General features: G+C 46.4%; 17 protein-coding genes. 8 read left to right on the top strand and 9 right to left on the bottom strand.

All coding sequences use genetic code 11. The features are described from left to right. Nucleotides 1–71 precede the first annotated feature (71 nt). Together GWI56_RS04680 and GWI56_RS04685 are read left to right on the top strand one after the other, a co-directional pair. Nucleotides 72–839 carry a helix-turn-helix domain-containing protein gene (locus GWI56_RS04680; protein ID WP_198572361.1) on the top strand — a complete coding sequence of 256 codons (768 nt, stop codon included), beginning with the start codon at nt 72–74 and terminating at the stop codon, nt 837–839. Nucleotides 840–876: 37 nt separating this feature from the next. Next, nucleotides 877–1,326 carry a carboxymuconolactone decarboxylase family protein gene (locus GWI56_RS04685; RefSeq protein WP_198572266.1) on the top strand — a complete coding sequence of 150 codons (450 nt, stop codon included), beginning with the start codon at nt 877–879 and terminating at the stop codon, nt 1,324–1,326. A 94-nt stretch (nt 1,327–1,420) separates the two neighbouring features. Here the strand turns inward: GWI56_RS04685 and GWI56_RS04690 are convergent, their stop codons facing one another. After that, on the bottom strand, nt 1,421–2,428 hold the full coding sequence (locus tag GWI56_RS04690) for a class I SAM-dependent methyltransferase (RefSeq protein WP_198572267.1): 1,008 nt from the start codon (nt 2,426–2,428) through the stop codon (nt 1,421–1,423). A 211-nt stretch (nt 2,429–2,639) separates the two neighbouring features. Beyond that, the gene (locus GWI56_RS04695) at nt 2,640–2,933 is read right to left on the bottom strand and encodes a YciI family protein (RefSeq protein ID WP_198572268.1); all 294 of its coding nucleotides are present in this window, start codon (nt 2,931–2,933) and stop codon (nt 2,640–2,642) included. Between the two features lie 887 nt (nt 2,934–3,820). On the opposite strand from GWI56_RS04695, the gene GWI56_RS04700 reads away from it, so the two are divergent. Both GWI56_RS04700 and GWI56_RS04705 read left to right on the top strand, forming a co-directional pair. Beyond that, nucleotides 3,821–5,482, top strand: a complete 1,662-nt coding sequence (locus GWI56_RS04700) for an MFS transporter (protein ID WP_198572269.1) — start codon at nt 3,821–3,823, stop codon at nt 5,480–5,482. A 148-nt stretch (nt 5,483–5,630) separates the two neighbouring features. Beyond that, nucleotides 5,631–8,192 (top strand): glycoside hydrolase family 15 protein, encoded by a 2,562-nt coding sequence (locus GWI56_RS04705; RefSeq protein ID WP_198572270.1) that lies wholly within the window; start codon nt 5,631–5,633, stop codon nt 8,190–8,192. A 119-nt stretch (nt 8,193–8,311) separates the two neighbouring features. Here GWI56_RS04705 and GWI56_RS04710 read toward each other — a convergent pair whose 3' ends face one another. Continuing rightward, nucleotides 8,312–9,130, bottom strand: a complete 819-nt coding sequence (locus GWI56_RS04710; protein WP_198572271.1) for a helix-turn-helix transcriptional regulator — start codon at nt 9,128–9,130, stop codon at nt 8,312–8,314. Nucleotides 9,131–9,210: 80 nt separating this feature from the next. Here GWI56_RS04710 and GWI56_RS04715 point away from each other — a divergent pair, with 80 nt between their 5' ends. Then, a complete protein-coding gene (locus GWI56_RS04715) occupies nt 9,211–10,602 on the top strand; it encodes an SLC13 family permease (protein WP_198572272.1) in 1,392 nt (463 codons plus the stop codon). Between the two features lie 115 nt (nt 10,603–10,717). Here the strand turns inward: GWI56_RS04715 and GWI56_RS04720 are convergent, their stop codons facing one another. Beyond that, nucleotides 10,718–12,592 (bottom strand): choice-of-anchor I family protein, encoded by a 1,875-nt coding sequence (locus GWI56_RS04720; protein ID WP_198572273.1) that lies wholly within the window; start codon nt 12,590–12,592, stop codon nt 10,718–10,720. 452 nt (nt 12,593–13,044) lie between these two features. Between GWI56_RS04720 and GWI56_RS04725 the strand changes: the two genes are divergently transcribed. From GWI56_RS04725 to ilvN, 3 genes are all read left to right on the top strand, one after another. Beyond that, the gene (locus GWI56_RS04725; RefSeq protein WP_198572274.1) at nt 13,045–14,268 is read left to right on the top strand and encodes a multidrug effflux MFS transporter; all 1,224 of its coding nucleotides are present in this window, start codon (nt 13,045–13,047) and stop codon (nt 14,266–14,268) included. Nucleotides 14,269–14,799: 531 nt separating this feature from the next. Further along, nucleotides 14,800–16,518 (top strand): acetolactate synthase 3 large subunit, encoded by a 1,719-nt coding sequence (locus tag GWI56_RS04730; protein WP_198572275.1) that lies wholly within the window; start codon nt 14,800–14,802, stop codon nt 16,516–16,518. Next, the gene (gene ilvN, locus GWI56_RS04735) at nt 16,518–17,012 is read left to right on the top strand and encodes an acetolactate synthase small subunit (protein WP_028759823.1); all 495 of its coding nucleotides are present in this window, start codon (nt 16,518–16,520) and stop codon (nt 17,010–17,012) included. The genes GWI56_RS04730 and ilvN overlap by 1 nt, the downstream gene beginning before the upstream one ends. A gap of 99 nt (nt 17,013–17,111) precedes the next feature. On the opposite strand, the gene GWI56_RS04740 is transcribed toward ilvN, so the two are convergent. The 5 genes from GWI56_RS04740 to rimK form a co-directional block, all read right to left on the bottom strand. Continuing rightward, nucleotides 17,112–17,555 (bottom strand): Hsp20 family protein, encoded by a 444-nt coding sequence (locus tag GWI56_RS04740; protein WP_028759822.1) that lies wholly within the window; start codon nt 17,553–17,555, stop codon nt 17,112–17,114. 362 nt (nt 17,556–17,917) lie between these two features. After that, nucleotides 17,918–18,349, bottom strand: coding sequence for a nucleoside-diphosphate kinase (gene ndk / locus GWI56_RS04745; RefSeq protein ID WP_011789197.1), 432 nt, complete (start codon nt 18,347–18,349; stop codon nt 17,918–17,920). Between the two features lie 200 nt (nt 18,350–18,549). Beyond that, on the bottom strand, nt 18,550–18,717 hold the full coding sequence (locus GWI56_RS04750) for a hypothetical protein (protein WP_081729028.1): 168 nt from the start codon (nt 18,715–18,717) through the stop codon (nt 18,550–18,552). Between the two features lie 217 nt (nt 18,718–18,934). Further along, a complete protein-coding gene (gene iscX / locus GWI56_RS04755) occupies nt 18,935–19,132 on the bottom strand; it encodes a Fe-S cluster assembly protein IscX (protein WP_028759821.1) in 198 nt (65 codons plus the stop codon). A gap of 113 nt (nt 19,133–19,245) precedes the next feature. Next, on the bottom strand, nt 19,246–20,151 hold the full coding sequence (gene rimK, locus GWI56_RS04760; RefSeq protein ID WP_006081851.1) for a 30S ribosomal protein S6--L-glutamate ligase: 906 nt from the start codon (nt 20,149–20,151) through the stop codon (nt 19,246–19,248). Nucleotides 20,152–20,232: the final 81 nt, after the last annotated feature.

Raw genomic sequence — 20,232 nt, forward strand, 5'->3', positions numbered from 1 at the left:
TGCGCCATCAAGATAAACAAGATCAGGAACATGAGGCTCAATTGTCGTTGCAGATGATGTAGGTTCTTGGAATAGCCCCTTCCAGGGGCAAGTCAAAGCCGCCTTCTAAGAAGCGGATTCTTTACCCAGACGGCGGCACTAGCCTGCATTTCTATTTCCCAACTCAAACACTCAGTGGCGATGAACCTCAAGTGTTATTTCATTGTGGTCAGAGCCGACATTCCCACGCCTTTTTACCAGGAATCGAGCTAATGACAGTTCGCTTTCACCCCGGCGGCGCGTTTCATTTACTCGGCATTGAACTGCAAGATATTCTGTCTACTTCATCAGTGACGACTATTGATGCGACGCAATTACAGCTAACAGGATTGGATCAACTGCTATCGAAACTGGCGGAAACCAATCAGCCAGCCCAACGCGTCGCCCTACTTGAGCACTGGTTATTGCAGCTCACCCAGCAGCAATGTGATGCGGCCTTATCTCGACATAAAAGCGCTATGATTAGCTTAGTGCAGGCGAGTTTACCAAAGCTTACTCAAACCCAAGCCAGTTTAGAGGATTTCTATAGGCAACTGCCCTTAAGCCGCCGTCAATTTGAACGAAGATTTAAACAAGAAACCGGATTGTCACCCGCGCAGTTACTGCAATTAAACAGAGTCAAAATCGCCCGAAACTTACTCAGCCAATCACCTAACCTCAGCCTAGTGCAAGTCGCATTCGATTGCGGATTTTACGATCAAGCCCATCTACATCAACACTTTGTACGGGTGACACAGCAAACTCCAGGACAATACAAAAAGCGTAAAATGTCGCAAATCTCCAATCCTACGTCGCGCTAACCGCTTAGATTGAAGCCTCAGCTTATAGGAGGCTTTTATGTCAGAACGTATACCACGCCAGCAAATTTACCAGCTACAACCCGTACTCGCTAACGCACTGCTCAGCTTAGACAAAGCAGCCGGCGACTCCCACTTTTCGCCATTACTGGTGCATTTAGTCAAGCTTAGAGCATCGCAACTCAATGGCTGCGCATTTTGTCAGCGAATGCACGCCGAGGAAGCCAGAAGCGACGGTGAAGAACAGCTGCGTTTAGATTTACTTGCCGCTTGGCAGGAGGTCGATGGAATCTTTAATGAACGGGAACGTGCAGCACTGCTCTGGACAGAAACCTTAACCCAAGTTGCCACTGCGCCCGTGCATGACAGTCAATATGCGGCGCTTGCAGAGCATTATTCCGAGAAAGAAATTGTCGACCTCACCAGCTTAATCATTGCCATTAATGGCTGGAACCGCATCGCGATAGCCTTCCATTTACAGCCCATCTAGCGGCAAATAAATGGACAAATAAACAGGGCACCGAATCGGGTGCCCTGCTTGTTAATATCACTATGTAGTTCTTATCACTATGCCGTTTGTATAGTTAACTTAATGTCAGTGCCACTATTTTAAGTGGATGATTGTCATCGAACGAAGGGAAATCCTCATGGGGATCAAGCCAAGTGTGCGTAGTGACTGTACGGCCTTGTTTTTCAACGCAGCGCTCTAAACTGTCAAACCATGCTTGGCGCTCGACTTTCGCCACATTGTTACAGCAAACGATAGTGCCACCGACTTTGGTCGCCATTAATGCGGGCTTAAACAAACCTTGATAATCATTGACCAAATCGACAATACCAAAAGCACTCTTGGCATAACGCGGCGGATCGAGGAACACCAGATCAAACTGGGTTTGCGCCAATTTGGGATAACTCGGTAATTTTTGATTGCGACGCCCTCCCACACTCAAGCCTGCCAATTGGCGCAGGGCCGGAAACGCATCACTCTGCACAAACTCACATACATTCGACACCTGATTTAACACCGCATTCGCTTTGCCCGTCGCTAAAGCAAAGGAAGAAAAATCAACATTCATCACCTGAGTCGCGCCGCCGATGGCTGCCGCAGTACCAATGCCGCAGGTGTAGGAAAACAAATTAAGCACAGTTTTATCTTGACTGTGTGCCCGCACATATTCGCGGCCAATACGCATATCGAGGAATAACAGCGGATCTTGTCCTTCGTGGCGCAGTTTAGTGCTGAACTTGATGCCATTTTCCTGCATTACTCGCTCAGAACTCGCAATCTCTGTCAGTGCGGGTGATAAGGCATTCAATACACGGGAATGGCCTAAAGAACGATCGTTATACACAATCGGCAAATCGGCCTGTTGCAACAAAACAGTGCCGACATCAGCCAACTCTTCGTCAGTTAAGGTTTGATGAAAACTCTGCACTAACCAAACATCGCCGTAGCGATCGACATTCAAGCCACTCACGCCTTCAACTGTGCCATGGAACACCCGAAAACAATCGGTTTTATCCTGTTCAGCTTGTTGTAAAAAATCATGGCGTTTCGCCAGAGCCGTCGATAACAGCGTTTGAATAGACATAAAAAGCGGGACTCGCGCAGCGGAAACCTGCGTAAGGTTTCAAGATGGAAAACGGCATAATACCAAACTAGGTCGCAGAATATCGGAAAAGTTCGCCCCGAAAACAGCATAAACACCGACTAACACCCAAATGGGCGGAACTCTATGTCCCCCAACCCGCCAAGCCTGTTATAACCAAGTACACGGAATAATTTTCAAACAAAGATGTAGGTTAAATCACTTCAAGCAACGGCTCTAACCCTGGCGCCGTTTTAGTCGGCACAAACTCTATCACCTCAAACTCAGCAACATCGGCAATGCAGAAAGGATCTTGCTGCAAAATAGCCTCTAGCGCCGCACGACTTTCAGCCTTGGCGAGGATGACGCCACCGGTACGTGGCACCTTACGACCCGAGGCGACAAAAGTCCCTGCGGCATAATACTCATCAAGATAAGCAATATGGGCGGCTAAATGTAACTCCACTTCTGCAATTGGCTTTTTATAGGTAAGCGAGACAACAAACATAGGGATCCTTTAATCAACTGAAAAAATTTAAAATAATCGAACGAAAAACGCTTAATCTGGCGATCATCATAAGCTAAGTACCTATCTGATCCCACCATATCTAGGCTGGCTATTATCATAGTGCAGAGTGCGCGACTTTCGAGTCAAGCTATCGGCATCCGTACTGGATATTTATTGCATGCTGACTCTTATTAAGTGCATTTAACTCGCCGTCAGTTATGCTGCGGTTGATTTTATCACTCAGTTAACATCCGCAATAACAATACCCTTTTTTCTAAAAAATAATGCAATGACTGATCATCAAGTATTCCAACAAGATTAGAGAGTTATTTGAGCATTCCAGCAAGCCTATGACTATTGATAAACCGTCTAGATGCGTTACACCTATGTTTCCATCCAGTTACTAAGCCATGATGAATACGTATGTAAGCAGTTGTGCAAAAATCTACGCCGAGGCTACTATAAATCCGCTCGTTTCACCCTCTGCTTGTGGGGTTTGAAATCTGTGAGGTCGTTTCTGATAGGGTTACATACAAGGATTGCTATCAGGCTTAAGTTCTTTCTGCTGACTGGCTTTAGGCCACTCACTTGGGCTAATCCCTTTGAATTAAGGTGTTAGGTCCAAATTTGAAATGAATTTATCGGCGAATATGCTTCTGAGGGAGGAGTATATTCGCCATTTTTTCACAGAGTACATTCATGGCATGCGCGAAAGCACCATGAATAAGCCATAAATCTGACTCTTAGCTTTTATTGTATGCTCTTGGCTGTGATGAAATAGCTCACCACATAAAAGCAAAGTACAGTGCCAATCCATTGCTAGGCAAAACAATTAAAACAATAAGCACTCAAGGCAGAACGACTGCCGGCAACAGAAAGGAAGTTCAATGTCTTCGAATTACCAGCAAGATCCCCATCAAGCCGCAGCACCTCAGTTGCCGCATGCATTCAAGCAACAACCTGAGTTGAGTTTCTGGCAAATTTTTAATATGTGTTTCGGTTTTTTAGGTATTCAATTTGGATTTGCCCTGCAAAATGCCAACGTCAGCCGCATTTTTCAAACCTTAGGGGCTTCTATCGATGAAATTCCCATTCTGTGGATTGCCGCACCACTGACGGGTTTATTGGTTCAACCTATTATTGGTTATTTGAGTGATAACACTTGGGGACGCCTTGGCCGTCGCCGCCCCTATTTTTTGATTGGCGCGATTTTTACTACCCTTGCCATTTTCATCATGCCGCACTCGCCTACCCTGTGGATTGCCGCTGGCATGTTATGGATCATGGATGCCTCGATCAACATCGCCATGGAGCCGTTTCGAGCCTTCGTCGGTGACAATTTACCGAAAAGCCAGCGTACCCAAGGCTATGCCATGCAAAGCTTTTTCATCGGTATTGGCGCAGTGGTCGCTTCGGCCTTACCCTATATTTTGACTCACTTTTTTGATGTTGCGAATACTGCACCAGCGGGTGAAATTGCCGATTCAGTGCGTTATGCCTTCTATTTTGGCGGCACAGTATTATTGCTCGCGGTCACTTGGACTGTCGTATCGTCAAGAGAATATTCCCCTGAAGAATTAGCCGCCTTTAACGCAAAACAAGCCGATGCTGAAGATGAAACTTTAGCCCGCACTCGTACCCGCAAGGACTATCAATTTGCCTCCTTCGTGTGGATGGGTCTCGGCGCCCTGCTCACCTTCGCTATTTGGGCTCAGGATTTAGATAAGCAGTTGTATATCTTGAGCTTAGGAATTTTCGCCTTTGGCCCATTGCAATTGTATTGCGCGCTGCGTTTGGGCAATTCACAACCCGCTGAACGCAATAAGCTCGGCATGGTATTTAGCGTGGTCGATGACTTGTTCCATATGCCCAAAGCCATGCATCAACTGGCGATCGTGCAGTTTTTCTCTTGGTTCGCACTGTTTGCCATGTGGATTTACACCACTGCCGCCGTGACGTCTTACCATTTTGGCAGCAGCGATGTGTTGTCCCAGGCTTATAACGACGGCGCAGATTGGGTCGGCGTACTATTCGCCTCCTACAATGGTTTTGCCGCCATTGCCGCAATTTTTATTCCTATGCTGGCTAAGCGTATTGGCATCAAGCTGACCCACACAGTCAATATGTTCTGTGGTGGTATAGGTTTGATTAGTTTCTTTTTTATTAAAGACCCAAGCCTGTTATGGCTGCCTATGATTGGTGTCGGTATCGCGTGGGCGTCAATTTTATCTGTGCCCTACGCCATGTTGTCGGGCATGTTACCCCCGCAAAAAATGGGCGTTTACATGGGGATTTTTAACTTCTTCATCGTCATCCCGCAGCTTCTTGCCGCCAGTGTGCTGGGTTTAGTGCTCAATGGTCTGTTCGATGGTCAACCTATTTATGCACTGATCACAGGTGGCGTCTTGATGATGTGTGCAGGCATTGCCGTATTATTTGTCAACCAAGACATTGTCGAACAAAATAACTCAAATAATCAAAGTGCAGCGATGAACCGCAAGACCCACTCAATCACGAAAGCCACAAGCAAATTAACGAATAAAAGTTAGCTCTTTATAACAGCGATACACATTAGGCGACATGCAGCAATGCATGTTAAGCGCGGTGAATTCGGTCATTTGGCTAATCACAGCAGCATAAAATATCTTTATCAATTCAATCACTATAAAAATAAAACCATTATTTGGGGAGAACGAGATGGAATCGAGTCCTACGCCGCAGCAGGATCTGCATACCAGCCAAAACCGTCACACACAAGCGTTAACAAGACGCAGCCGCCTAGCGCTTGCCGTCGCCGCAAGCCTATTAGGGATAATAGGGTTAGCGGCCTGTTCACCCACATCGAATTCAGCAACAACTGCCACAAGTGTGAATGCCGCGCCAAATGTGCAGCGGGTTGCGCCCGGCGCACCGGGTAAAGCGCCGACTTGGGCATTTTCGGGTAAAACTGGTATTGGGACGTCTTACGAGCCTTATACCCAAGGTCAATATCAAGATGCTAAGCAAAATCCCATTAGCCGCGTTTGGTTCTCCCTCGCCCAAGGTATTTTAACCGAAACCATGTATGGTCTTATCCATAATGCGCAGCTCAAAGAACTGCAATTTGTAGTCACAGGTAATGGCTTTGTCGATACCGAAAAAGAGAACACTATCAGCAGCATAGAATATTTAGATACAGATGCTAATGGTCGCCCACAATCCCTTGCCTATAAAATTATCAATAAAGATGTTGAAGGTAAGTATCAGATTGAAAAGCATATCTTTACCGATCCCGACCGCGACACTTTGATGATGCGTGTCACCTTTACCGCCTTTGAAGATGGCATTACACCGCATTTGTATGTCAATCCGCATATCGACAATGCGGGCGCCAATGATATCGGCCGCATCGACACTCATACTGACAATCATGCCAACACTCATGCTAATAATCAGGCGCTGGTGGCCTATACCGCCGCCAAAGACAGTAGCGTAATGACGGTAAAATCCGATCTGAATTTTGTGCAGGCTACGGCTGGCTTTGTCGGTGTCTCCGATGGCCTAGCCGATTTGGCCGATAACGGCAAACTCGATACGCCCTATCAAACGACCAGTGCGCAAGATAAATCGACCGTTGGCAATATCGCCTTTACCGCAAGCTACCCAACGCTCATCAAAGCCAAACCCGTCACCTTTAATCTCGCCATCGGTTTTGGTAAAGATGAAGCACAGAGTTTAGCCAATGCCGATGCCACCTTAGCCGCAGGTTATGATGCTGTGCTCAGCCATTACAATGCCGGCTGGCAGGGTTACCTAAGCTCACTGCCCGCCATCGCTAACATGGCTAACAACACCACAGATAGCGGCAAGCTGCTGTATACCAGTGCTATGGTCTTGAAAGCGCAGGAAGATAAAACCTATGCGGGCGCACTTATCGCCTCGTTATCTAATCCTTGGGGCGATACGGTTTCGGCAGCCGTGCCGAGCACTGGCTATAAAGCAGTATGGCCGCGCGACTTTTACCAATGCGCCATGGCATTCCTCGCCATGGGTGACACGCAAACGCCCAAGGTGGCCTTCGAATACCTGAAAAAAGTGCAAGTGACCGAAAAGACGCCCGACTATACAGGTACGCCAGGTTGGTTCCTGCAAAAGACCCATGTGGATGGCCAAATTGAATGGGTCGGTGTACAGCTCGATCAAACCGCCATGCCTATCATGCTCGGCTGGAAACTCTGGCAAGCGGGCGTACTCACCCCTGATGAGATCAGTCACTGGTATCAAGAGATGCTCAAAGGTGCAGCGGACTTTTTGATCAGCGGCGGTGACGTCAATCTGGATTGGAATCACACCCAAATCACCCCACCTAAAACTCAGCAAGAACGTTGGGAAGAACAAGCGGGTTACTCCCCCTCTACAACGGCTGCCGTGATCGCCGGTCTTGTTGCCGCGAGTGAAATTGCCAAAGAAGCCAAGGATCCCGACTCCAGCGTCCGTTATCTTACCGCCGCCAAAGACTTAAGTAATAGTTTAGAAAAACACTTAGTCACCACCCAAGGATTATTGAAGAACAGCACTGGAGTCAGCGCGCCTTACTATTTACGTTTAAGCCCGAATGGAAAGCCAAATACTAGCGATACACTGGCGGCAAATAATGGTAAGCAAGGTTTAGATCAACGTCAGATCCTCGATGGCGGATTTTTAGAACTAGTGCGTTATGGCGTGCGCGGTGCAACCGATAAGCTCATCAATCAAAGTCTTCAACTGATTGATAATACAGAGCTTGAGCACAACCTACGCATAAAATACGAGTTTACCGCCAAAGATGGCAGCACTATCCCAGGCTTTAGACGTTATGGCAACGACGGCTACGGTGAGGATACGGTTTCTGGCAATAACTATGCGGAATCCGGCAGCAACAGCGCCGATCAACGCGGCCGAGTCTGGCCCTTCTTCACCGGCGAGCGTGGTCATTTTGAATTAGCACTCGCCCAAGCGAAAGGTGAGCTAACAGGCAATAACGCCCAGCAAACCAAGCAGCAGTTGATCAACACCTATGTGCAGGGCATGGAAACCTTTGCGAATGCGGGCATGATGTTACCCGAGCAAGCCTGGGACGGTGTCGGCGACGCCACCCGCTACCATTACCAACTCGGACAAGGCACTAACTCGGCCACGCCGCTCGCTTGGACCCATGCCGAATACATCAAACTGGTGCGATCTATGACCGACGGCCAAGTCTGGGATAACTACCCTATCGTCCCAGCGGCATTGAAATAATCAGTTGAAATAGCCAATTAAAATTGCGCATTAGCTTAACGATACTTTGATTGATTAAGGCTAGAATAACTCACAGATGTTGTTCTAGCCTTTTTATAGACGATGTTATTGTGCCTGCTTTAGCTCGCACTTTTCATAGGCTTATGCTGCGGATAATCTTGCGGCGTGCAACCAAATTGCATTTTAAAAGCGGCACTGAAACTGCTGACACTCAGATAACCTAGACTATGGGCCACCCTAGTCGTGCTCTCCCCTTGGCTTAAGCTCTCAAGCGAATTTAACAAACGAAACCTTTGCCGCCATTGTCGATAAGTAAGCCCAGTTTCAGCTTTGAATAGTCGCTCAATCGTTCTCACACTCGCGCCGCCCATTTCGGCTAACTCGGTCAGTGAGTAACTCACTTTTGGACGTCGGATCAGCGTTTGGATCAAGCGGCTGAGTCTTGGATCTGAGCCTGCGGGTAAATGGGCATCCAGACTGTCCAGAGTTTGGAGCTCATCGATGGCAACCAAACCCAGCCGATGCAGTTGTCCACTGTCCATAAGATGTGAACTTTCACAAAGTTTAAGCACTAATTCGCGCATCAGCGCTGTCATAGTCACCATCACTACTTGCGTATCCTGTGGCCTAACGCCATAGCTAGGGTCAATATAAATATTGCGAGTATGGGCGTGGGTTTCACTGTTCACTTGATGGGGCAAATTGCAAGGGATCCAAACGGCATGGGTTGAGGGTACCACCCAGACGGCATTTTCACTGCGAACACGTAACAAACCTTTGGCGGCCCAAAGTAGCTGACCCCGCGGGTGCGAGTGAGGCTCGATGCCCGCTTCCGCCGCCATATTGCGAGTATGGGTCAGCACGGGCCGATTGGCATCTATGATAAACGCCGCATCACTGGGTGTTAACAATGTCGCTTTAGGAACATACTTTGACATATTACCTTCTTAAAACGCCAAACCAAGTCAGTTATCTTAGTAGGCATCTTTTACGTATTCAACCCAATAGGTCGGTAAACATGAAACGTTTTATTGGCGTTAAACAGCTAGTGTTTTTCAGTGCACTGTTGATCGCTACTTTACTTGCGCTTTTTCCGCTAAGTCAGCATCCCGCGGTGTTTTCCTACAGCGCAGGCGTAGTGTTAGTGACCTTGATGTTTTGGAGCACAGGTTTCTTCCCGCCCTTTATGGCGGGGTTAATCTTTTTTGCCCTTGCCACCATTTTTAAACTCATTGAGCCGAGTATACTTTTCTCCGGATTCGGCTCAACTGCGGTGTGGTTAATCATTTCGGGGTTTGTGATCGGCAGTGCCATCACTCAGTCAGGTTTAAGTCGCAGAATGGCCAGTTTGATTGCCCCCATACTGACCACAAGTTATCCACGCTTAATTGCGGGTTTGGTCTTTAGTGCTGTACTGCTTGGCTTTGTGATGCCCTCATCCGTTGGCCGTGCAGTGGTACTGGTGCCTATTGGTATGGCGTTAGCCGAGCAAGTCGGTTTTGCTCGTGGTAGCCATGGACGGATAGGCATTGCGACCGCCTTGGCACTGGCGTGTAACATGCCCAGTTTTGCCGTATTGCCCGCGAATATTCCCAACATGATATTAGCGGGTTCCAGTGAGAATCTATTCAATATCCACTTTGGTTATACTGAGTATCTCTTATTGCATTTTCCAATCCTTGGCTTACTCAAATCAATATTGATTGTGGCGCTAGTTATCTTTCTATTTCCTGCCCATATTGATAAAAGCCAGCCTAAACACGTCATTGAAAAAGAAACCTATCATCTTGGTATGCAAAAGAAAGTTGCACTATTACTGGCTATTACTTTGCTCTTTTGGGTGACTGACTCGCTGCACGGCATCAATCCCGCTTGGGTAGGATTAACAACGGCTATCTTGTTATTGCTCCCCAAATGGGGAGTACTTGAGCCTAAGAGTTTTAATAGTTCGGTGGATTTGTCGACCGTCATTTTTGTCGCGGCGGCCTTAGGTCTGGGAGCATTGGTCAATCATTCCGGGCTCGGCACTGCGCTAGGTCAACTGTTCAGTGAATGGTTACCCTTGCAGCAAGGGGCATCGTTCCTGAATTTTATGTCGTTATCGTTAATCGCGACGCTAACGGGATTAGTGGCAACGGTTCCAGGCGTGCCGACTGTGTTATCCCCCATGGCAGCAGACTTTGCCAATACAACTGGCTTCTCCACCCCTGCGGTATTAATGACGCAGGTGATCGGTTTCTCAACCGTGATTTTTCCTTATCAGGTGGCTCCTTTGATTTTGGCGATGCAATTATCCCAAGAGCCATTAACTAAACTACTTCGCATCACCTTACCTCTAGCGGCAATAACTCTAGTTGCACTTATTCCACTGAATTATCTGTGGTGGTTATGGCTCGGTTGGATAGCCTAAGCCCTCACCATTGGCGGTATTCATGCCGCCAATGGTGGATTTTAGAGCGGTTATATCAAGAACTCACAAGGCCCACGTCCAAAGCGCGATGCTCAGGTGACTGAATAAAACTCAATTACTTGATCTTGAGTTGGTAAACACTCGTGGTGCCACTGACTTCATTGCCTATGATTAACAAAGGATTACCGTTAGGGCTTTTATCGGCACTGACAAATTTCATCCCTTCTGGCCCTAAATCACCCGCCAATGTTGCATCACCTTTGACTGCACCTGTAGCGGTATCGACAACGAAGTCAGCTTCAAAATCACGATTAACAACATAGTCGACAAAATGCACATCAAAAGGATTAGTCACGTCATAGATCATAAAGCCAGAGGTACGTTCTAAACCAACAAAGGCATATAGTCGTTGACCAATTTGGCCTAGGGCTAAAGCTTCTGGCTCTGGCCCCTTGTCATCGCTGCGACTATCACCTTTATTTTCTTCGTTGTTATTGTTGAACTTATCCCCCAGTAGTGCGGCGGTAATACGCTCAAAATCACTGCCACTGTCAAACACTTGCTGACCATCAGCATTCCAAATCGAGAAGGAACGAGCACCAAAGCTCACGACTTTGTCGTAGTCGCCGTCCTTATCGTCGTCACCCATGCTCGTCGTTACCTTAAGACGCGCTAATTGGGTTTTATCTTTTGCGGCGGCAAATTGTGGGTGATTCGGGTCGAGCATTAAATCCCCTGCGCGGGCTTCTTCCGAAAAAGCCGCATAGTCACGGGAGTCACCTTCATTCGCAGTCACAATAAAGTCAGTGTTATTCCAACGGTAACTAGCAAGGGTATCGGGTTGATACATGCCGTACACCCCAGTGTAGCTTTGCAGGTTCACAAGATTGTCTTTGTCACTCGCATCAATTTTATTCACATCAAGCCCGTAATCTTTGAGGCCTAGCGGTAAAATCTTAGAGACTTTCGCATTGGCGATATCAATCACGGCAACAGCATTGTTCTCTTGTAAACTGACAAATGCACGGCGGTTATCTTGACTAATGGCGATATATTCAGGTTCTAAATCCTGCGCCACACTCGCCATTGGGCCATTAATTTTAATGTCAGCGGTGATTTCACTTGCACGCGCCCCGCCCTGATTAAACGCACTAAAATTTATGATGGTCGCAGTAGCTGCGGGCTTACCGTCAGTAATAGCAATCAGCGCAACACTACCTTCAGGATCTAAGGTATAAGCAGGATTAGGTTCGCCTTCATTGGCCACGAGTAAGGTTTTACCATCGTGGGTGAACACCACATTATCGGGTAAAGCACCGACTTCGACGGCGCTGATAAACTGCGGAGCATCTGTGCCGTTAAGCTGATAAAAAGCCACAAAACCATTGGCTTGTGTTTTATTGCCTGCAGCGTCACCACGCTCAATGGCAGCCGCTAACAAGTTGCCTGAAATACTCACGCTGTTAATGCTACCCATAAAGGTTTGACCCACATCCTTAGCAACATCGAGTTCTGCTAATTTGTCGAGATTATTCAATGCTAAAGGATCTGTGGCGTTTGATGCAGTCGCTAATAAGCTGCCATCGATAATATCGACTTTGCCGCTGATCGCATTAACCACAAAAATACGGTTTGAAGCACTATGATATTCAACAATTTCGGCGGCACTTAAGCCATAAACGCCAGTCTGATGACGACCAATTAACTCAGCTTTTAAGCTTGCAGTTTGTGGCTGGCAAACATATTGGGTTTGCGCGACTGCAATTTCACTGTTATCCAATTGTCCATTATGGTTGGCATCTAATCCGGTATCGATACGCTGACCACCGGCGGGACAATTTGCATCACCAATAGTTAATGCGGTCACTTTAACCAGTGAATTTAAGCCGTTGTCGCCTTTATCACCTGCTGCGCCATCATCACCGCTGCAAGCACCGAGTAATAAGCTCGCCATAATGGCGGCTGCAAGCGGGAGTCGTTGTGTTTTCATCGTGTCATTCCTGAATATTTTATTTTTAGTAGGGTGAAGCTAAAGCCCACTAAATTAGTCAGCATAAAAGACATCTAGATGACAAAGCAGTGACACTCAGATGACAACTAACACTTTTGAATGAAGCATATTGGAGGATAACGGCTCGAGCCGCCAAGGTTATGCCTCGATTATTGAGACTTGCTACTTAGTTACAATTTAATCGGTAAAATACGGTAAAGAAATCATCGCAAAGATTGGTTTATTTGTCCTAGCGCTTTACTATGCTATTGCTTAATGCCTTACCGTGAAAATTGATCGAAGCACAATTCACTTTTCCCCAAACACTGCCAATTAGCGCAAGATGCTGGCTAAAAATGGACGGATTAGAGTGAATTGTCCTAGTACAATTTAAACCACGCCGCATAACCCTGAGAAATACGCTTTCAATTCTTTCGCCACCCGAGGTAACAGTGGACCCACAATCACAACCTTCTGCCCATAACGGTAGACGTATACCGAATTTAGCACTGCTTATTCCCATGCTAGCGGCGATTGTCGCGATCACACCATTAGCCATCGACATGTACTTACCTGCGATGTCGACATTGGCCCTTAGTTTTCATACCGATATCACAACAGTGCAACAGTCCCTGAGTATCTACTTAGCAGGTTATGCACTGGGCATGTTGTGTTTTGGCCCCTTAGCTGACCGCATTGGCCGTCGCCCTATGGTGATAATGGGGCTGAGTGGCTTTATGCTAACCAGTTTACTGATTGGTTTTGCTGGTCAAGTCGAAGTCTTTCTTGGGCTACGCTTTTTGCAGGCCTTTATCGGCGCAGCAGCGACTGTGGTGGTGCCGGGATACATCAAAGAAGTCTATGGCGACAATACCGCCAAAGGTATGTCTTACGTGAGTTTAATCATGATGTTAGCGCCATTACTGGCACCTAGCATTGGCAGCGTTATCTTAGAACTCGGTGATTGGCATTTAATCTTCTTCATTCAATCTGCCTATGCCGCAACCCTGTTATTACTCGTGCTGTTTGCGCTAAAAATGCCCAGCGATAAAGATATGGATACCCGCAGCCAAAAATCGTTTCTTGGTGCCTATGCGACCGTATTTTCCCGATCTGGCGTTAAGTTAAACATTGCCAGCGGCGTGTTAACGTCTTTTGCGTTTTTCTGTTATCTCACCGCATCACCCTTCGTTTATATGGAAGTCTTTGCCTTAGATAAATCCTATTTTGCCATCTTGTTTAGCACCAACGTTGGCGCTTTGATGTTGGCCAATATCATTAATACTCGCATTGTCGGCCGCTATGGTTCGCTGCGTATGTTGCACGTATCAACCTTTTTTGGTGCTATTGCGGGGGCAGGTTTATTAACCGTCAACCTACTGGATATGAGCTATCATTTTACCGTGATCATGCTTATTCCTTTGATGGGCAGCCTAGGGGTGATGTCGGTCAACGCCGATGCGATAGTGCTGATGAAGTTCAAACAAGAAACCGGAACGGCAACGGCGGTTATTGGCACCTTAAGATTTGGCTGTGGCGCGTTAGCGGGGCCGTTATTAGCGGTGTTCTATGATGGCACAGCAGTGCCTTTCTCTGCCCTCATGTTAGGCTCTATTGTGTTAGTCGGCATTTGCCAATTCAATCGTCCAAAGCATCAAATACAGCCGACGGTTTAAGGATCTATTTTTAAGGGTCTATTTTTAAGAAATCATGGATGCCAATGCCTCATCTACAACACATGTTTGATCGCATAAAACAGCGCATTGGCTTTCACTAATGTAGCAAATAAGTAATATTTAATCGCAACAGTTAAGTATCTGCTTATCTAACGTCCCACACCAAAACGGCACTTTCAGTGCCGTTTTTGCTTTTTAAGTATTTAACAATCTGAAAAATATAAGATAAGCTCATAAATCAGCCTAGATTACTTGGCGATTCCAGCAAGTTATCCAGCCATTCAAACGTGAAATTGTTTCAAGTTGGTTATTTTTTACATAAAAGGCTTGAAATGTTGTTTTTTTTGAATATGATGAAATTCTGTTCATTGCAACAGTTGCTGCATCCTAAGGATGAATCACTTGTCTTCTACGAAGTCAGTTCAGCATTTCGGAGTCTGAATTACCCTTCAGGCTTAATTTTTAGAGCGATTACCGTCGCTGTAACAAAATACTGTTTACCGTAACGGTACTATGCAATAGGAGTTCCACATGGAGATGTTATCCGGCGCCAGCATGATAGTGCGTTCTTTGATTGATGAAGGCGTAAAGCATATTTTCGGCTATCCTGGCGGTTCAGTTTTAGATATCTACGACGCCCTGCACGTTATCCCAGGTATTGAACACATACTCGTTCGCCACGAACAAGCCGCCGTACACATGGCCGATGGCTACGCCCGTGCCACGGGTAAAGTGGGTGTGGTATTAGTCACTTCAGGACCCGGTGCCACCAACGCGATTACCGGTATTGCCACCGCCTACATGGACTCTATTCCCCTCGTCGTATTATCGGGTCAAGTACCGAGCAACCTTATCGGTAATGACGCCTTCCAAGAATGCGATATGATCGGTATCTCTCGTCCAGTGGTCAAACATAGCTTTTTAGTTAAAGATCCCACTCAAATCCCTGAAACGATAAAAAAAGCCTTTTATATTGCCTCTACCGGCCGTCCTGGGCCTGTGGTCGTCGACCTACCAAAAGATTGCTTAAACCCAGCGCTGCTGCACGAATATATTTATCCCGAAAGCGTGAAAATGCGCTCGTACAACCCGACAACCTCGGGGCATAAAGGACAGATCCGTCGTGGAATACAGGCACTATTAGCGGCTAAAAAGCCTGTGCTCTATGTCGGTGGCGGCGCCATTATCTCGGGTTGTGATAAGCAAATTTTACAATTAGCTGAGAGATTAAATATTCCCGTCGTCAGCACACTCATGGGACTGGGGGCTTTTCCAAGTACCCACAAAAACAGCCTAGGCATGCTAGGGATGCACGGTCGCTACGAAGCCAACATGACTATGCATAACTGCGATTTGATCTTCGGCATAGGTGTGCGCTTCGACGATAGAACCACTAATAATGTGGAAAAATATTGCCCGAACGCGACCATTTTGCACATAGATATCGATCCCTCGTCTATTTCAAAAACTATCCACGTCGACATTCCCATCGTAGGGTCGGCCGACAGTATTTTAGACAGCATGTTGACACTGTTAGATGAATCGAACGAGCACAATGACAACGATGCCATCGCCACTTGGTGGAATGATATTGAGCAATGGCGCGGCCGCGATTGTCTGGCCTATGACAAAAACAGTGGTCGCATCAAACCACAGCAAGTGATTGAAACCTTGTATAAGCTGACCAATGGCGATGCCTATGTCGCCTCTGATGTTGGCCAGCATCAGATGTTTGCCGCCTTGTACTATCCGTTCGATAAGCCGCGCCGCTGGATCAACTCAGGGGGTCTAGGCACCATGGGGTTTGGCCTACCCGCCGCAATGGGGGTTAAAATGGCGATGCCTGATGCCACGGTTGTCTGTGTCACGGGTGATGGTTCAATCCAGATGAACATTCAAGAGCTTTCGACCGCGCTGCAATATGATACGCCGGTTAAAATTATCAACTTAAACAATCGTTTCCTTGGCATGGTTAAACAATGGCAGGACATGATTTACTCTGGCCGTCACTCACATTCCTATATGGATTCAGTACCTAATTTTGCCAAAATTGCCGAGGCCTATGGCCATGTAGGTATGACGATCAGCGATCCCGCCGAACTTGAGTCAAAAATGGCAGAAGCGCTGGCGATGAAAGACAGACTGGTCTTTATCGACATCATGGTGGATGAAACTGAGCACGTGTATCCCATGTTGATCCGCGGTGGTGCGATGAATGAAATGTGGCTGACTAAGACGGAGAAATGCTAATGCGTCGAATTATATCTGTATTATTAGAAAACCAATCCGGCGCCTTGTCTCGTGTGGTCGGTTTGTTTTCACAGCGCGGTTATAACATTGAAAGTTTAACGGTGGCGCCAACGGACGATATCACACTGTCGCGGCTTAACATCACGGTCGTTGCCGATGAAATGGTGTTAGAGCAGATAGAGAAGCAGCTGCATAAGTTAATCGATGTGTTAAAAGTTTCGAATATTACCGAGTCTGCTTATATTGAACGGGAATTAGCCCTTATCAAGGTCCGCGCCCAAGGCGAGTTTAGGGAAGAAGTTAAACGGATGGCGGACATTTTCCGCGGCCAAATTGTCGATGTCACCGCCAATTTATATACCATCCAAATGGTCGGCACATCAGAGAAACTCGATGCGTTTATCCATGCACTAGGTGAAGTGACTAAATTGGTCGAAGTCTCTCGCTCCGGTGTGGTGGGTTTGGCTCGCGGAGAAAAGGCCATGAAAGCGTAGCTTTCTCACGGAAATCTCGCGGACATTTTTGCGTGAACACAAAAACATCAAGGGGAGCATTATGCTCCCCTTGTTTTTAGGTGGTTACCACAGTGTCAATTATGACTGGCTGTCTAGCAAGCGCGATGAAGTGATCTCGATTTTGCGTGGTTTCAACGCTTCAGGGATTTCACGCACTAAATCAATATTGAGTAAGCCATTTTCTAAACTTGCGCCGAGCACAGTGACATAGTCTGCCAGTTGGAAAGTGCGCTCAAAACCGCGTTCCGCTATGCCTTGGTACAAGTATTTACGCTCGGTTTGGCTTTCAGCTTTGTTGCCTTTCACCAGTAATTTCTCACCTTCACTGCTGATCTCAAGTTCATTCATTGAGAATCCGGCCACGGCCATAGTAATGCGATAGCGATTTTCGCCTAATAATTCAATGTTATATGGGGGATAGCCAGTATTGCCATTATTAGCGGCGGCATGTTCTGCCAGCTGAGCTAAACGGTCAAAACCAATGGCACTACGGTACAGGGGAGCTAGATCATAATTACGCATATTCATATCCTTGTCTTAAGCAATATGGAGAATTGGCGGACGGTTTTCACGATGAAAACGCTTGTAGAGTCTGCCGAGTTAAATCTTCTGTCCTTACGGCACAGAATTCACACTAGGATCCTCATCGAGCGATCCTGAAATAGATATAAGGACGGGAGAGAAAATTTCAAGCAAGAAAATTAAAAAAATGTGCAAAATTTAAAAAGACTAATAAAAACAAACTCTAATTAAGTTTTAACACTTTGAATTGACGTGTGATTTGTATAGAGGCATTAGCTTCATTGCAACACGGAAATCTATATTCGCTAAATTGCAGCCAATAAAAAAGGAGCCTAGGCTCCTTTTTCAGTCTTAGCATCGAATTAACGAGTGCGTGGACACAATTCTTCAGCGCTGAAGAAGTAAGCAATTTCACGAGCAGCAGATTCAACAGCATCTGAACCGTGAGCCGCGTTTTCGTCAATGCTTTCTGCGAAATCAGCACGGATAGTACCAGGAGCTGCTTGAGCTGGATTAGTTGCACCTAAAATTTCACGGTGAGCTAAAACAGCGTTTTCGCCTTCTAATACTTGGACCATGATTGGACCAGAAGTCATAAATGCAACCAGAGCACCGAAGAAACCGCGCTCGCTATGCTCAGCATAGAAACCTTCAGCTTGTTCTTTGGTCAGGTGTAACATTTTAGCTGCAACGATCTTAAGACCAGCAGTTTCAAAACGATTGTAGATAGCACCGATGTGGTTTTTTGCAACAGCATCTGGCTTGATAATAGAAAATGTGCGTTCGATCGCCATAATAACTAGCTTCCTTTGTCAGCAAGTTTAAAAAATTCGCGCGGATTATACGAAATTTAAAAGCTAAATCCTATCTTTATAGCAAATTAGTCTGAGATATTGCGCACATTCGCTTTATTCGTAATCAGCTTGATCACGCAAAATACCCCGCTAGGAGGATAAATCCTTAGCAGGGTTCATTAACTCATTAAAAAATGGGATTATTTTTTGTTTTTTGCCCAAATACCAGCCCATGCAATTAAAGCGACTAAAATGACTGCGGGAGCAAGATCTAACAAGTGATGGAATAAACCAACACCGCCATGACCTGGATGAGCCCAAGCCATTGAAGGGACAAGCATACATAACAATACAAGCAAAAGTTTCATGTGAACATCCTTGCAGTTGCGATAATAAAGTTAAGCCATATAAATGCCTTAACCAATATACAACAAATTACGATATCCACTGAAAATGAACTTGACTGTGATCAAACTCTCGCCAAATATTCTCTGCGCCACTGCAAATACGTGAGATAAATCACCTTAGTTAATCTTCTGAAGGACAAGATGCCTCACATAAAAAGCCGGACTACAACTGTGCTCACTACTTTTCATCAATCCAACACTGCTGAATTGCTTCCAGTATTTTTTCATTGCAATGCTTAGGATCATCAGCAAAATCATTCAAAGCTAACACCCACTCATACAGTTGGGTGAAATGCAGTTGAGTAGGATTAACCTCTGGGTGTGCTTCGAGTAATTCCAACGCAATATCTAACGAATCTATCCAAGTTAATGTCATCGTTTTCCCCTATTCGGTTCGCTTGAATGGGTAAGCTAGTGCTTAACGCCGTTACCCATAAGGAGGTGAATCAAGTGTTGATATTCCGTAGTCAATACTCGACACCAAGGGTGCTAACCCTGTGCTTGCGTCACCTTTTTTACTTTAATCGCATTTTTTTCAACAAAATCAATAATAGCACCCGCCACATCTTTCGTGGTGGCGCCTTCAATCCCCTCAAGCCCTGGTGAGGAGTTCACTTCCATGATCACTGGACCGTGGTTTGAGCGTAACAAATCAACCCCTGCCACATTCAATCCCATCGTCTTCGCCGCACGAATAGCTACAGAGCGCTCTTCAGGAGTCAGTTTGACTAAACTCGCCGTGCCACCACGGTGCAAATTAGAGCGAAACTCACCGGGCATAGCTTGACGTTTCATGGCGGCAATCACTTTATCGCCGAGCACAAAACAGCGAATGTCTGCGCCGTTGGCTTCTTTGATATATTCCTGCACCATGATGTTGGCTTTAAGGCCCATAAAGGCTTCAATCACACTCTCAGCCGCTTTGCGGGTCTCGGCTAATACCACGCCAATGCCTTGGGTGCCTTCGAGTAATTTAATCACCAGAGGCGCGCCACCCACCATATCAATTAAGTCTGGAATATCACTCGGTTTATTGGCAAAACCGGTAATAGGCAAACCAATACCGCGGCGTGACATCAGCTGCATAGAACGCAATTTGTCCCGTGAGCGGGAAATTCCAACTGAATCATTTAAGGCATAGACGCCCATCATCTCAAATTGGCGCAACACCGCCGAACCATAAAAGGTAATCGACGCCCCAATACGGGGGATCACGGCATCAAATGCAGGTAACTCTCGCCCGCCAATGTGGATACTCGATTGCCGCATGTTGATATTCATATAACATTCAAGGGGATTGATTACGTGTACTTCATGACCACGTAATTGAGCCGCTTCAACGAGTCGCTTCGTTGAATATAACTCTGGCCCTTGCGATAAAATCGCTATTCTCATTTGGTCTCCGGCAACCATTAATTTTGAGCGCATAATACGCCTGCGCAAGGATAAATCAAACAACTAGAGGCATAGACAAGA

This window comes from Shewanella sp. DW31, assembly GCF_015767295.1.
Taxonomy (GTDB): domain Bacteria; phylum Pseudomonadota; class Gammaproteobacteria; order Enterobacterales; family Shewanellaceae; genus Shewanella; species Shewanella oncorhynchi.